This is a genomic window from Pseudomonas sp. F-14 TE3623, from assembly GCF_053629015.1.
In genome coordinates, this window is the sequence record NZ_JBRJHM010000001.1 from 6,033,690 (window position 1) to 6,049,853 (window position 16,164).

The window sequence follows — 16,164 nt, forward strand, 5'->3', positions numbered from 1 at the left end:
AGGCTATGGCGCAACGACAAGGGTCAATTCTTTGAGCGAGGAGCGAGCCAATGCCTGAAACAGCGCGCTACCCGCTCTCGGGAATGTAAACCTGACCTCGGCAATCCCTTCGGCATTCGTTCGCACTGAGGCAAGTGACAGATTCAAATAGTTCCACGCTACCCGCACATGCTCCAAAGGAAGTCTCGTTTGCTGACCGACGACCCTGACTTCTATACGCGCCTCCTTACCCACAGCGTTTTGCGGTGAACGATTGGTGATGCGTTCGATCAGTGGAGTGTTCGCTGGATCGAATACATAAAAGATCAACGATGCCGACTCTCCCCAACCGGCACTCGCTACAAGCCTGTTCTCTCCCAGCTCAACCGGTTTGACAGTTATTGTCGCTTTACCGTCAGCATTGGTCGTCGTTGCTGGCAACAACTGCCCGGAAAGTATCCATGCGATTTTCACTCCCTCCAACGGCCTCCCGTCAGTACGGGATACAACCTTCACGACCGCATCGGCTTCCCTCCCCAAATCAATATCCGTATGAAGGCTCGTCAACGACTCAATCACCGGCACCACTCCGCCATACAACAACTGCACAGTGTCCCAGCCCCCCAAACCGCCTTTCACCGTGGCCGATAAAATGCCATCCCCCTCCGCAGAGAACGTAAAGGTCAAACTTGCGATACCATCAGCATCGGTCAGCGAAGGCGCCAACGCACGTCCGGCGAAATCCCACCAAACTTCGACTCCAGCCAATGGCAATCCGGTCAATGCAGAAACCACCTTGGCCTTGGCGTAGGCTTCAGACTCTTGAGGAGGCTCTCTGGATCCGGTCGGCTCATACAACTCAATGACTTTGCGCGGTTCATTGAGCGTGAAGGTCAGGGCTATTGAATCTGAATTGAGCTGATCCCCCACTGTCGCGATCACGTTTGCCGCGCCAGGCGTGGTGGGGATAAAACGTATTTTCGCCACGCCGTAATAGTCGGTCACCGAAGTCACAACGCCAAGATCAGCGCTTTGCCAGCTTACCCTCCAGCCCACCATCGGTTTACCGCTGATGGCCGATACCACTGTGACCTGTTCTTCCAGTACCTGCCCCCAATCCAGTATTTGATGGACACGGTCTCGGATGAGGATTTTCAGTACCTGCTCCCCTGAGCCCAAAGACATCGCATTGGCCGGCGACAGACTCGCCAGCCGCTCCGACGACAGGCGCAACGCAAAACTTCCGGCCTTCAGGTCCCCCACCTTGAAAAGGTACTGCAACCCGGTGTCGTAGAACGGTCTTGGCACACCGAGCCCCTGGGTCAAAAAGGTGATCCCCAGTTCGTCGGGGCCGGTACCGGTCATCCCCAACGTCAAGTCCTTGCCGAACAATGGACTGTTACTTGGCGCCTCCAGATCAATAGAGTGCTCACCCTTGCGCCGTGGGAAGCAGGTTTTCTGGCCCCAGGGCTGAGGCGATTGCTTGTCGAAACTGACCATCAGCCCTGCCCATGGGTCGCTCGCTAACGCAGTGACCTTCATGACACGTTTGTCTTGATAGGTATCGTAGGGACTTGTCACCAAGGCTTCTACCTGATGCTCCGAGTGAGCGGCAGCGGGCGCAAATGCGAAACCGGACCAGCCATCAGCATCGGTTTTCACCACACTCGGGCTCTGCGACGCCAGCCATGTCACCGGAACCTGATCAACTGCACGCCCTGTGAAATGGGAGAACACCCGAACCCATTGCCAGGCAGGATCCTGCCCGACAACCGCATCCACCGGCGATTCACGCACCGCCTCGATCCTGACTTTGTTATGCGCCAGCACCATAGGATTGACATCGGCTACAAACGCCAACTGAGGCAGCGCCAATGCCAAGGCAAACTGGCCGGATTGCTGACTGGCGGTAAAGTCCAACTCCCACAGCGCGCCCGCGTCGCTGAGGGTTTGAGGGAGGTTCAACGCCGGCTTGATGGTTGCCCCCAACTGATTGGCTGGCGTCCCCGACCAGATCAGCGATGACATCAACCCCACGAGTGGGCTCAGTGCATTGGGCAAAACGTTAAAGCGGTGAAGTGCGCCCAGGCACGGATACAGCGTTTGACCATCGAGCTGTGCCCGAATCTGATCCAGCACCAGGCTCATCTCTTCTGTCAGATCCACCGAGAGCAATCGCCCGGACAGCTCTCGTACAGCTGAAACGCCGTCAAGACGCAGCTCCAGTTCAAACAGACTGCTGGTGCTGGAGTTCACCTGTGAGACGAGTTTCCATTCCACACCGACTGCCAACAGAGGCTTCGGCGTTCCAAGGTCACTGGGTAGCAGTCCGATATCAGGCGCTGCACCGCGCCAGTGCAGACTGATGGCTTTGCCGATCCACGGACTACCGGGAACCGGGACAACCTTCATCGTATGGGTTTGGCCGCGGCGACAGAGCACACCCAGCGTGACCCGATCGACTTCCACATCATCAAGCAGGATCCTGACCTCGTTTTTCCAGGGACTGGTCGCCAACGCCTTCACGTTGAACGGCCGCTCAAACGCGACGGCGTCCGCATGGGCTTTGATGCGGGCGGTGACCACCCAATCCCCCTCAGTATTCGGCGTAAACAGCACACTGGCCCAGCCATCGGCTCCCGAGCGGGTCGCGACTCTGCCTTCAGGGGTTATCCAGTCAATCAGCGCATTGACGACCGGATCGCCATCGCCGCTGACCAGTTGATGCACCACCTGTAGCCGCAACAAAACGCTTTCGTTTTCGTCCACCACCGGAAACTTGTTGGCCTCTCGCACTTCGCCGACCCTGACCAGATTCCGCGCCAGGGACATGCGTTTTTTGGGTGAGGGCAGCAACAATTTCGAGCAGATCAGCGACAGTTCGAACCGACCGTCCAATCGATCTTCGCTTGTCAGTACCCAGCCAAGTCCCACACCAGCCACCGGCACCGGGACTTCAAGCGCCGGGCTGACGGCCACACCCAATTGCTCATGGGAGTCGCCGCTCCAGTGCAGCGACAGCTCCGTGCCCGAAAGCGGACTCCCTGCGGGCAGTTCCAAGTGGAGGGGATAGTCCGTGCCCCGATTGGGGTAACCGGTTTTCTCCTCCCAACGCGCCCCAACGCTGTCGACGATCGCCAGGACCTCCTTCCACGGATCCGTCGCCAGCACCCGCACCGCCAGCGTTTCTGTCACTACGCCCGCGGCGTAATAGCGACTTTCGACCGAGGCATAGATGAGGAAACTACCGTCCTCGGTGGGCTGATAGTCAAAGTAGGCCCAACCATCTTCATTGGTCACGGCCGCCCCTTCAACCTGCTGACCTGCAACGGTCCAGGTCACGGTACGCCCACTCAGTGATTGCCCGGTGTAATACGAAGCCACCTTAACGCCCAGACGAACACTCTGGCCGTATTCCAGCACCGGGTAATAAGCCGCCTCGAGCACTTCCCGAAACACCAATCGGTGATGCCCCAACGATACGTTCACCGGATAAGCGTCGGCGGTGTACTGGTTAAGCAGCTCCATCGAAAAGAGATAGGGTTCCTGATCGCCGATCCATGGGCAATCAAGCAGCCAGTGATCTTCCAGTGGATGGTCGACGCCCCAGGCAGGCGTTGCGACAATTGCCCCGTCCGGGTTGTTGTCGCTGACGATAGAAGCTCGGGTGCCCAGCCATGCATTGTCAGGCTCGGGTACGAATTTCAGACGGTGAGTCAGGCTCGCCGAGGCTCCCAGACACAGGTGCAAGGGCCCGGACAGTGGCACCGATTCCTCGTCGAGCATCAACGTTTGCATTACTACAGGTTCCAGATGCAAATGGAGCTTGATGCGGGTAATGCAGATTTTCGAGACATAGTCCGAAGTATCGTTTTTCGGGCTGGAAATATTGACCTGAATTGTGTCCTGACTTTTTAGCGGCAGTTGCAGCTCGACGTTGTACACCGTTGGCAGGAACTCCAGCGGCTGCTTGGCGGCAAGACGTCTCTGATCTTGCTCAGGATCGCGCTGCTTGCCCGGTAATAGCCTGATCTCCAACGTATCGTCGGACCCATTGATGCCGATGCGCAGCAGACCCGCTTCGGTATGTCGCGTCTCGCACAGAAAGCTCAGGAAATAGCGCGCCTTCGCATCAAGATTCTTGGGAACGATAATGTCCTGCCTGACCGAAGACTCATTGCCGGCCACCAGGAAACGTGTCATTTCCCCCTCATACATTTCTACGTCTACGCCGAGCCAGTCCGGGTTCACCGGGCCTTTGGCCCATTGGCTGAACGCCTGGTAGAAATCACCATTGAGCACCAGACTCTGGTTGGCCTGAATGATCGGTTCACGCATGGTTGCCTACTCCCTTGACCGTTTTGTTTTGCGCGGCGGTTTCGGCCTGAGTGACCATGTCCTGTACCCTGCGAGTGAAAGTCGGCTCGCCTGCTTTGGCCGTGTAACGAAGGCGCACGATGATGTCCGTCAAAGAAAGCAACATGGACCATTGCGGCTCTTTTTTCGGCCATGGGAAGTTCAGGGCCCAGCGAGAAACCACGCCTGTGCATTCAAAAGGGTTGAGCAAACCTTCATCCGGCTTCATCGCGGTCATGCCGTTGTCGGCAATTCCCATCGACAGGGCCACTTGCTGGCCGCTGCGCAGATTGACTTGCACATCGGCAGGCGCAACGCCGGCCTGCGGTTGGTGCAAGTACTTCACTGACTGGGCCGTTGCCTTGGTCGCGGTCATGCTGCTGATCTGCAGCAGCGTGGCCCGCACGTCTTCGTAAGGCCCGGTCAGCACCGGCAGATCGACCTCCACCGAACTGATCTGACGACAGTAGTGCCCCGGATGATCGCGATCGAACAGCAACTGGGAGAAGTTGAATTCCAGAGTCCCCCTGTCCAGCAACTGCCCTAGCGCGGACTCCCAACTGTCGATGCCCGCCTGCGGATCGACCTTGTCTTCAAACAACTGCCGCAGAGAAATGGTTTTGACCAACTCCAGCCGCCGTTCATGCCGCTGCAGGTATTCACGTTCCATGCGCAGCAAATGCCCGCGCAGGTGCTCGCCTGCCGTCAAACCGTGGCGGTTGTCCAGCCAGACCTGGGGCAAGGGAATGGTCGAATCGTAATCGCCGGTTTCGGCACTCAGCGACGCCTGGGCATTGAGGCACAGGCTGACCACCGCATCGTAAGCCTGGTAGTGCAATGCCTTGAGCTGGCCCAGCAACCAGCCATACAACTCGGCATTGGTCGCCCGTTTTTTCAGGAAGTTGTAAACGGTCAATGCCTGACTGTTGGCCCTGAGGGTTTGTGCAAGGCTTGATCGGGCCGCGGTTACCGCATGAGTCTGCGCCGTGATTTGCTCATCAATGGCGCGGATCTCCGCCATGGCCTGATTGCGTTGCAGCTCCCATTTGGCGCGACGACGACGGTAAGCTTCGGTGGTGGCTTGTTTATCCGCATCCAGTTGCATCACCGCCGAGGCGATGTCCAATCCGAAGCACACTGCATCGACAATTTTATCCAGACGATGCCCACCATTGGCCAGGCCAAAAATGTTGGGTAAAGAGGCAAGCACCGCGCCTGCGGGTTTGATACTTGCGGACGTGAGCGCCATTATTTTTGACTGTTGCAGGCTCTCCATAACGTCGTATTCAACCGCCGACACGTTTTCGTCATAGAGTCGTGCATACGCCTCGGCCCGCTCCTGCGCCATGATCCGGCTCTGCCCCAGTGCAGTCACATTCGCTTCCAGTTGGGTGATGGTCTGCTCCTGCACGGTCTGGGCGTACGTTCCCAGTTTCACCAGATGGTTTTGCTGCATTTCTTCCTGTTCGGCCCGATCCCGCCGATCAAGCAGATTCAGTACCTGATTGCCGTACTCCTGCAGGGTCTGTACGGCGCGCAAAGCGGCCTCAAACGTAACGCGCCAGCGGAAAGCGCCAACCACCAGTCGCCCCCCCATCGGCCGCGCGGTACCGACCCCACCGCTTGCCAAGTCACGCAGCAACTGATTGGGGTCTGTGGGCGGGCTGAAGAGTGGAATCTGCAGCGGTTTGCCGTCGAGCGTAAGGTTGTTGCGCAAGTTGTGCAGACGCAGGCTGGGCAACTCGAAACGGTCGAGCAACTGCTGATTGATCGGCAACTCAAAAGGCTCGCTTGCCAACAGCCCAAGCGGTGCCGCGGTATCGGAGCCGGCAGGTACATCCGCCAGGCTGAATTCAAAGTTTTGTTCAAACTGCTCAAGGGCCGGGCGTAGGACGCTCTTGTTCAATAGGCTGCCGACAGTGTCTGTCTGCCAACGGTTCACCGTCCGCGCCGAAGGCGCCTTGCCCATCAAAAACTCGGCCTGCACGTAACACAACTTGGCCGCCACCAGGCTGTCACGGGTGAGCTGGCGGTAATACCAGTCCCCCCAGGCCATCAGGTTGTTGACGTATTCGGTGAACACCAGAATCTGAAAATGCCTGGGCGCCGAATAGCCTATAGCGTCGGGATCGGTCGGCGCCTCGACTTCACACCCCAGATTTCCGGGACCATTCAGTGGCCGACAGCGCCAGTACAATGGTTTTGGATTGTCCTTGACAGGTATTTCAGGGTCGGCCGGCGCCTGCGGGTCAAACAGGTAATGCAGCCAGTTCTGCGCCTCGGCAAAGCGGTCTTCGGCGCGCAAGCGTGTGGCCACCAGGTGCGGCAGGTGAAAAAACAGCTCCCAGAAAAACAAACCGTTGGCGCCGTTGAACGCACCATTCGGCTCATTGATCGGCCCCGAGGCGGGCGGCGGCTCAGCCAGGAATTGCGTGTCCCAGTCGAGAACGGCATCGACGGAAATATTGGATCGCTGCACCAACTCGGGGCCGAACAACGAGTTCAAACGGGCATATTCGAGTGCCAGCCCCGGCTGGTTGAGAGAGAGAAATTGAGCCGCATCAACGGTATTTTTAAGCAGCGCTGCTGGGGTGAAGCCCGTGACGTTACTGATGGTCAGCTCAAATTTTTTGAGTCCGTAGGTTGCAGCCCCTCCGAAGGTGAAGGTGGTCGGCTGCGCCCATGAACCTTTGGCGCGTCTGAAGACTTGCCATTCGGTGCTCCAGTCGCCGGCAATCGGAAAGCTAGCCTTGATCGGCTCCGGGTCTGTCTCGGTTTTATGGATCAGGATCAACTCCAGCGCTGCGGTATTTCCGCTCAACCCCGTTGCCCTGCAAAGCCCCTGAACAACCAATACATCATCGTTGCCATCACGAAACGCCACGGCTTGCAGATCCAGATAAGGCGTCAGGCTGCCGGACGTTTCTACCGTGGCGACTACGACCGGCTGATTCATCAGCGGGTGTTGAACCGTCCCGGCGTCGACAAATCGATGGTTCGCCGCGTGCTCCAGCCAGTCGCCATCATCTTCGACCACAGGGCGGAACAGCACATCGCGCACCGAGATCGCCTTGAGCGATTGCTCGCCAGCCTTGCCGTCAGTCAGCAAAACGCCCAGTTTGCCCTTGGGGTGATGCCGATCAGCCCACACGGTTGCAATCAGCCGGGCTCCCAGGGATTTATCCTCGTCGTGTTCGGAACTGTGCATGTTCAGGGGAGCCGACCACTGACCGTTCTGCGTCATGAAGGCCAGGTTGATGTCCAGTTTGTGCGGCAGGAATTCCCCCGCCTGCTGACCGGCCACCTTGTCACGCCACTCGGCCCAGACCAGGCACAACCGCCCGCTCCAGAACACCGGGCGAATATCCAGCACCTTCGCGCCGACGGGAATCTCCACGGGTTGCCATTCATCCCATGCCGCTGGATTGATCGCGACGCATGTGGGGGAGAGTTCAACCTGTGCCCTACGCCAGAAGTATTGATAGGGGGCAATGCGCTGGCGACCGACAAAGTAGTAATCCGCCTGAGCGGGCGACGTACCATCCATGTAACAACTGATGACGTCCAGATTGCAGGTCTGCTCGAACGTTTGCAGATAGCCCTGCAGAGCGGCCTGAACGGTGTCCGTGTTCAAGCGCGTCTGATTGAGGTTGTTTTCAAGCGCTTTGAACAGGCTCGTCTTACGCTGCCGTACGAAGGGGTTGATGAAGTTTTCCGGGTAGAGCGCGATCAGTTGCAGCGCCGCCCAGTCTGGATAGTTGCTGTAGAGTTCCCAGGTGGCCAAATCCCGCTTGTCAAACAGATGCTTCTCAAACCCTGGTTCCAGCTTGCGATACACCGCGTGGATGTACTGCTGGGCGCAACTCGTCGCTTCGGCAACCCAGGAGCTCTGCACCGGATAGCTGTCCAGCGGATCCATGCGCAACAGTTCGAACAAGTCGGTCGGGGTTCTCAGAAAGTTGTAATCCCTGCCGCCTGATTCGTTGACTTGTCCGATGCAATACTCGACCAGCGCCGAACGGCGTTTTTCAAGCAGCCCGCCAATAGTGTTCAGTTCCACGATCCTTTCTCCTGAGTGTATGAGCCGCGCACGCAAGTCCAGCAAGTAAGTGCTTTCAGACAGAAGTCACTAGGCGAACGTAATGGGTTCGAAGAGCGCTTTGTTTTCACTGCCCTCGCTGAAAACACTCAACGTGAATGTTCCGCCGGTAGTGCTGGAGACAAACACCTGTGTTTGCCCTTGTTGATTGGTGAACGCCTGTTCAGGCCGGATCACCACCGATGCCCGTTTGCCTGCCTCATCGGATTCGACAGACCAGCGCACCAGCCTGTTTTTTCCCAGGTTTGAATACGTGTCCATCAGCGTGGCATAGAGCTCGACTTCATCACTTCGCGCCACGACGCCCAGCGGCACCGGCGACATGAGCGGACGCGGAAACATCAGCGATGTGGTCTCAGAGACAACGTGGACGGTGACGGCGTGCTCCTCCTCAAACAGATCCAGCCAGAAGGTCGGGGTGTCCGTGCCCATCACCTTGCCTGGAATAAATTCCGCCTCGACCGTTCCATCAGTCCAGGTCGCTGTGGTATCGATGCTGCCCAGCTTGGTGTTCCAGTAAACATTGACCCCACTCAAAGGCTTTCCTGCGGCGTCCTTGAGGGTCACCGTAAACGTGATTTTTTCCCCCGGTTTGTTGGCCACCACCTCGGTTTTATCGACGACGCAGGTCATCTGGACGAGTTGCTTCAGGTCGCTGGGGAGCTGGACAACGGGCGCACGGACTTCGGACAGACTCAGCAACGCATGCTCGGCGGCGTCGGCATAAGCCTGCTTCTCCACCACCTCCGGCAAAGTACCGATCAGGAAAATCGTCAGGGCGTCCATGCCGCTGTGCGCCGACAGCACACGAATGCGCATCAACAGATCCAGTTGAGTCAGGTTTTTCAGTATTTTGAGGCTGGATGAATCAATGCGGCTGACACACTCGCGCACTTCCTGAACGCTCCAGCCAAAAAACTCGGCCAACTTGATGGACGCCGCCTGCTGCGCCAGCCACAACGCATCTCCCGAAACGTCAGGCAACGCGTTGACCTGACGCAGGTAGTCGAGCAGTTTCTGCGCCGGTTGTTCGCTCAGTTCAAACGCCCGGGTGAGCGTCGAGAGGTGGTAGAGGGTTTTCACCGAGAACGCGTGTTTGTCATCCTGATCCAGCCAGGCCTTGTGGCCGTAATCCAGATAGTCCTGTAACAGGACGGCACTCAGGCCCAGCTTCGCCACGACTGCGCTGCGGCGTTTTACATCGGCCAGCAGCGTGAGTAACGGATCGGGCTGTTCATTGCGTCTGCGAACGGATTCGTCAGCTGTGAAACCGGTTCGCTCAAGCACTTGCCGTAACAGCAGGTGAACTGTGGCGTCTGCCCAGTTCAGCACCCGTATCGCCTGTTCTGCATCGACGCCGGCGTACACCGCCAGGCATTCCTTGACCACCGACACCTGGGCCTCCCTGGCCTGCAAGAGCACGCCAAGCATTTGTTCGACAATCGCAGCCCGTAACGCGGCATCGATGTCACCGAGACCATCCTTGACCGCCCTGTCCAATTGTTCGCGGGCAAAGGCCAGATACTCGGTCTCCGTTCTGGACGATGCCAGCACCAGACCATCGGCATCGACCAAGACACTCAACAGATCCAGCCAGTCGGCAGCCGGCAGGGGGGGTACGGCTGCCATTAACAGCCCCGCGTTGGTAAACAGTGCAACCGGCAGCAGATTGCGAACCTGCTCGAACAATTGGAGTTCAGGTTCAGAGGCCGCGCCCAGTGGTTGCGGCTCAGAGACTTGTTGCAGCATCCACAGCACCGGCAGGTCGCGATCCCGGCACCAGCCCACGCAGGAATGCAGGGCATAGATAAGGTTCAGCACATCCGGCATGCCACCCGGGGTCGTGTTGATTCGCGGTGCGCCGGCCAAGCCTTTGAGCCAGTCCTCCCCTCCCAGCAAGCTCAACATCAACACGCCTTCCACCGGGGTGATTCCCAGCAATCGCGGCAGCTTCACCAGACGGTAAAAACTGGAAATGATCGCCGAGCTGCGTTTGAGCGTTGCGTCCAGACCATGCGCCTGGGCAATCGCCAAAGCCAGGTAACGATAAGTCTGTGGATCAATCCCCAGACCGCTGCACAGTTGGTTGACTGTCAAGTCGGTCGCCCCCTCGGCGGGCAACACCGGGAACGGCTGGTCATCCAGCTTCAACGGTTGGCGATAGTCGCCCAGGTTATTGAAAACCTGATCAAACTGCGAAAGCGTTTCCCCACGACCGTAAACCGACAGCTCGTCGATAAACGCTGCGAAGTCCGGAGCCGTACAGCCATAGCGCTCGCGCAGTGACTGGAATAGCCCCAATGCATGCACTACGTTGTCTGAAATCCACCATTCGCCAGCCTTCGCCCCGCCGCGCACTTCAGCCCTGATGGCCGCGACCAGCAATGCATCCACGTGATCGCTGGGCAGTTCCAGCCAGGCATCCAGACGTATCTTGCGGTTCATCCGGTCGTAACGGGCAAGACTTTCTTCGAATCTCGGATCCTCCGATAATCGATGAAGGAACGTTTGGTCCTCTTCCTTTCCCGTAATGCTGACAGCGGGTGCCGCATTGGCATTGAGGTAAACCGAACCGGAGCGCTCGCTTTCCGGGTCTGCGGGTGCAACCCCGGCATACGTCACATTGGCTGAACGTACGGGAGCAAAACCACGAACCGACAGCAAGGCCTCGATGTCCGGGGTGACGAGTTTCGTGCGTTCACCAAAGAACGGCACCTGGTTGACGTTCTGCCACGACAGCCTTCGGCACCGTAGTTTTTCAGGTAAAAGTCCTCCAGCCCCTCAAACGGTGCAGGATCTTCCGTCAGCAACTGGCGCTGATAGGGCCCCAGCCGCGATGCATGGGCCAGAGCACGCCCCGCATCGATATCCCAGGCTCCGGCTTGCAGAAAATAAGGGGAAGACAAGTCGACCATGTGCGCAAAGTTGCCGACCGACAGACCGTGGTGGCGTGCGACAGCGTCAATGGATACCCAATGCTGGTAATAAGGCAGTCCGTTCGGATAACGCGCCTGGATCAAGGCCTCTTCAAGATCTTGATTCGGTCCATGCTCGGTGATGAATTTTTCCAGCACCGCAACGATGATGTCGACCGAGGACACTGCTTGATGCACCGCGTTGAAGTCCACTTGCAACAGCTTCAAGTCTTTGCGGCGGTCATGCAGCGGGTATTTTTCCGCCGCGACGCCATAAGGCTCGATACGGTCGCGGATCCAGCGCAACAGCTCGATCAGATAGGCCACTGGCGAAGCGCAGGGCTCCAAGGCATCCGGCGGGCACAGTTGATCAAAAGGTGTGGCGAACAACCGCTCATAACTGGGCCCGGCAACCATCGACAGCAACCCGCTCGACGGCCCTGCTGCGTGCTGTCGATTGCCCGTCAGCCTGTGCTCGATGAACTGGCGGCGCAGATAAGTGGCCAGGCTATTGGCCCGGCGCAAAAACTGCCGGGCATCTTTATCGTTCACCCCGTATTCGCTGATCAGTGCCTGGAGACCCTTTTCCACCAAAGGAAAGATTGAACCACCCTCTTTAAGGTAAACCTCCAGCTCGACAGGTTTTTCATCCTCAAACACCTGCTGAAACAGTTCCAAGACAGGATGGTCGTTAGAGTCGCGGTCGCTAGAGTCAGCCATGATCAGGTTCCTTGGGTCGATAACGATCCTGAATAGCCTGGCGATCCTGTCAGGCCATACGTTCTGTCAATGAGATTTGGCGCCAGATGTCGGCCACCGTCTACTGTCAGAACTGACAGTAATGATGACCGCTCATCAGGAAATCCGGATTCAGGGCTCCGATTCCGGCGACACGTCGAAACGCCTGCTGTCCGCCCAGTCGGAAATCGTTGCACCATCCGCGTTATCGGTAATGGTTTGCTTGAACCGGCACCAATTGCCGCCGTGGGGCAGCGTCTGCGATGCCTCGCCTTGCCAGCGTCCTGCAGTGACGGACACAGGATGCGTCCACGTTTGGTCAGCGTTGTACCAACTCACCACTTGCCCGCTGCCCAGCCTGCCCTGGCCTGTAAAGCTGACCGGATGGCCGGCCCAGTGTCCGGCTGCAGGCAGGTCAAAAACAGGCATAAACGTCCCCAACAGAACGGGACGCTCGGGAGAATCTTCTGAGTCGAATTCGCCATACGAGGCCACGACCACCACACTATAGCGACCACCGGGCAGATCGATGTCCAGCGTCACCGACCAGGTACGGTCCTCAAGCACCGGGCTTTGCCCCAGCACCATGCGCCCGGCGCCGGCCAGCTTCACCGCGACCGAATCACCCGGCACACCGAAGCCTGAAATCACCGCCCGCCGACCGATATGCTCGTCCGTGGCCGGGGTTTCGATAAACGGTGCAGCCGGCACGACGCTATAGGTCCGTGGAAGGCTGTCTTGGGAACGCTGGGTTTCAAAGGTTTGCCGGGCCCGCAGGGTTTTGCTGCCGACCGGCAACGTCACTTGGCCTTCCCAGCGAGCATCGGCGTCCACTGGAATATCCCTGAGCAAAGACTCAGTCACGCCCTCCAGCAGGACTTCGACCCGCCCGCCCGGCATCGCTGTCCCTGACAGCTTCGAGGTTCGCGGCAGTTTTCCGCCCTGCTGCGGCACTTCGATGACCGGCGGCAAAAGCACCACCTCAAAAACGCAAGGGGCACTGCGCTCGGCCCCCCGACCATTGCGCACCTGTTTCGCATCGATGGTGTACCCCCGAAAATCCAGAGTCCTGAGGTCAATCGACCATTCGCCGTTGCTCGTGAGGGTCTTGGGCGAGCCCAAATCCTTGCCGAACTGAGCATCCCGCAATTGCATCGTCGCTCCGGCCATGCCATCCCGTCCCCGAACGGTCACGTCACGACCCACCTCCGAGTTGGCGGTGGGGTAGGTGATCACGGGTTGGGGAATGGGTGCATACACCACGAAGGTTTGGGACGCTGTCGGGGAAGTCTGCCCGGCCATAGTCTGGGTGACGGTGACGGTATGGGTGATATCCGGTGCAAAGGGTATATCGCGTCGAAATGTCCAGGTGCCGTTGTTGCCGGAAGGACGATGCACCGTGACGCTGTCACTGTATTGAATATTCACCCCAGCGCCTGGCCAGCAAGTACCGCTGAGCTGTGGCGACAGGCCGTTCTCTACAGGTGCATTGATGGTCGGTGCCAACGGAGGGATGGTGACTTTGACGGTGACATAGTTCGGTGACCCTTGATTGCCTATGAACTGCTTGATATGGACAGGGCGTTCAAACGTAGGGCCCCACTCCACTAATGCCCTGCTCGACCACTGGTCGCCGGTCACCGGCGCATCCGGGGCGGGAAAGGTGGTACCGCCATCATCAAAAAACCTCACCGTGGCACCGGTAAAACCTTTGCCCGAAAAGGTCGGCTGATAGTCGGTTGTGAATATCACATCGCTCACATCCGGCATTTCCCTCGTGACGGCGAAGGAGACCGGTTGTGAAACAATCCAGCCACCGGCATTGTCGGAAACCTTCTGCGTCGCCGTCAGCTGATAATTGCCAAAAGGCCAGTTGGTTGCTGTCGTTTCCCATCGCCCTCCTGATACAGGCACGGGGGGCGGCGCCGTTCCACCTGGCCCGCTGACCACGGTGATCTCCACTGTCGCGCCGGTATGGCCGGCACCTGAAAACTTCACGGCGGTTCCGGTCGGGAAGGTAACGCTGGGGGCCGTCAAGGCAGGTGGGCGAACCTTGACCGCTCGAGGGTCACTGATACTGGATGGGACACTTTGTAAAGTTTGTCGCGCGACAATCGAAAACGGACCGGGGGGCATTTCTCGGATGAGCCTCGTCATGCTCCACTGTCCGCTAGTGCCTACGGTTCCCTCTCCGACCTTGAACGAATGATCGAGATCCTTTAACACCTCGACAATTGCACCCGAATGGCCACTTCCAGATATCGGCCCCCCCGGATCGGTAACAGCGCCATTACCCGGGGTGGTAATCATTGGCGAGGCAAGCAAAATAAATGATTGTGGCGGTGACCAATCATCCATACCGCGATGACCCGCCTGCATCTCAACGGTACCGCCATTGGGGTAGTTGGCCAGATTGAACACCGCCTCCCACGTGCGATCAGCTTCAACCGTTGCCGTTGCGTGCAGAATCGCCCCACCGGGTGTCATGACGTCAATTGTTTTACCCGGCGTGCCCCGTCCACTTATCAGAAGCTGACTACCCACCACCACAACCTCACCCGGTTTCGGGGAGTCGATGACCGGGGCCACCCTCAGCAAGGTCACCGTCTTTTGATTGGAGTTGACGGAAAAGTAGCTTCCGATTTTTTGCCTGGCATAGAACGTCAGGGGGAGAGCCTGATCGGGCAGTGTGACAACCGCGCTCCAGCTGCCATTCGACTGAATCACTGCATTGCCAAGCACCCCGCCGTTCGCGGCGTTGTGGAGGGTGATAGTGCCGTGAGTCACCACACCAGCACTTCCTTGTACCGTGAACTGAGGCGCTGGTATTTCTCCGGAAGGACTGTCTATGACCGGTGCGGGCACTTCAAGAATGAGCGTAATACTGGTCGGTGCGGCCTGTGTCACCTCTAGCTTATAGGTGCCAGGAGCCTGCGATTTAGTCAACGTGGCAGACCACGCATTTCCCGATATGGTAGCAGTGGCCTGGTCAACTAACGACGCACCGCTATACAAGCGCAGTACGATAGGTAACGTGCCACCAAGGGATGTGCTTCCACTGACCGGAATAGCAACGGGAGGAATCTTCGCATTATTCAGAGGAGAACCAATCACTACATTAGTGGGTTCGTTATCCTCTTCATACACCTGATTCATTGAAAGGCTCCTTGGCAGCGAAAATCAAAACTGACTCGTTGGCACAACAATCCGGGCAACTGTATTTTTAAAAAATCAGTTGTACCGATTCTCCCCAGCTATCTTGTTCGCCGACACCGTTATTTGTTCCGTCATATTCAACTCGAACCAAAACAGATGCCCCGGAGACGCCACTAAATGGAACCATAAAGTTCGTAACGTAGGAGTGCCACTTTTCGTCTTGCCACATTGCATCAGGTGAGTTCACACGATGTATTTCACGGGAAATAACGGCGACATCGATATTTGCCCTATACCAATACCTGCCAGCCGGTCGAGTGGTCATTTTATATTGCAAGGTTCTTAGCCATACCCGGCCAACATCAAGCTTATATTGATATGTCAACTCAGTCCGCAGCTCTGGCACACGAAGATGCTGATGATGGTAAGTGGCGGTTTTGGCGCTCTCCCAAAAAATCTTAGAGAATTGTTCGCCTTCACCTTTTTCTTGAAATGAACCGTCGGCGAGCTTTTTGATGCGAGAATAGTCTTCGCATAGTATTGCATTATCAAGTTTGTCATTCATTTCACCCACCCCCACAAAAATCAAACTTAGAAATCACGAACAAAACATATCCCACCTCGCGAGTTGTCGACTACTATCAGAACTGACAGTTACAAAGACCAAAACGGAATAAAATTAAATAATTTAATTCTAAATTTGAAAGCATTCGTTTCTTTTTAATCCGCGTCAGCCTGCGTTTCGGACATCGGTCGCAAACTACAACGTCTTGCGCCTTTGCCTACAGATCCCTCAGAATCCGCCGGCTTGTGCGCTTTGGTATTGCCCCGTAACTTGATCCGCGTCGCTGCCAATCAGCGACCGGGTTTAGTCGCCCGGGTAGGTATTGCGGAAGGTGCATAAGCGTCATCCAGTCGGGT

Annotated in this window: 6 protein-coding genes; all 6 read right to left on the minus strand. The window is 57.4% G+C overall.

Translation table 11 applies throughout. The features are described 5' to 3' along the window. Nucleotides 1-3: 3 nt before the first annotated feature. Nucleotides 4-4,317: a hypothetical protein gene (locus AB7M29_RS28030; RefSeq protein ID WP_454248478.1), complete on the minus strand. Its 4,314-nt coding sequence runs from the start codon at nucleotides 4,315-4,317 to the stop codon at nucleotides 4-6. Continuing rightward, a complete protein-coding gene (locus AB7M29_RS28035; RefSeq protein WP_454248479.1) occupies nucleotides 4,310-8,395 on the minus strand; it encodes a Tc toxin subunit A-related protein in 4,086 nt (1,361 codons plus the stop codon). The genes AB7M29_RS28030 and AB7M29_RS28035 overlap by 8 nt, the downstream gene beginning before the upstream one ends. Nucleotides 8,396-8,464: 69 nt before the next feature. After that, the gene (locus AB7M29_RS28040; protein ID WP_454248480.1) at nucleotides 8,465-11,149 is read right to left on the minus strand and encodes a Tc toxin subunit A; all 2,685 of its coding nucleotides are present in this window, start codon (nucleotides 11,147-11,149) and stop codon (nucleotides 8,465-8,467) included. Beyond that, on the minus strand, nucleotides 11,053-12,069 hold the full coding sequence (locus AB7M29_RS28045) for a Tc toxin subunit A (protein ID WP_454248481.1): 1,017 nt from the start codon (nucleotides 12,067-12,069) through the stop codon (nucleotides 11,053-11,055). The genes AB7M29_RS28040 and AB7M29_RS28045 overlap by 97 nt, the downstream gene beginning before the upstream one ends. A gap of 150 nt (nucleotides 12,070-12,219) precedes the next feature. Beyond that, entirely contained in the window at nucleotides 12,220-15,243 is a 3,024-nt protein-coding gene (locus AB7M29_RS28050; protein ID WP_454248482.1) for a hypothetical protein, read from the minus strand. A 67-nt stretch (nucleotides 15,244-15,310) separates the two neighbouring features. Beyond that, nucleotides 15,311-15,808 (minus strand): hypothetical protein, encoded by a 498-nt coding sequence (locus AB7M29_RS28055; RefSeq protein ID WP_454248483.1) that lies wholly within the window; start codon nucleotides 15,806-15,808, stop codon nucleotides 15,311-15,313. Nucleotides 15,809-16,164: the final 356 nt, after the last annotated feature.

What these genes read in the sequence shown, in the direction of transcription:
- AB7M29_RS28030 (WP_454248478.1), bottom strand. Translation starts at nt 4,317, where the DNA reads ATGCGTGAACCGATCATTCAGGCCAACCAGAGTCTGGTGCTCAATGGT.
- AB7M29_RS28045 (WP_454248481.1), bottom strand. Translation starts at nt 12,069, where the DNA reads ATGGCTGACTCTAGCGACCGCGACTCTAACGACCATCCTGTCTTGGAA.
- AB7M29_RS28050 (WP_454248482.1), bottom strand. Translation starts at nt 15,243, where the DNA reads ATGAATCAGGTGTATGAAGAGGATAACGAACCCACTAATGTAGTGATT.
- AB7M29_RS28055 (WP_454248483.1), bottom strand. Translation starts at nt 15,808, where the DNA reads ATGAATGACAAACTTGATAATGCAATACTATGCGAAGACTATTCTCGC.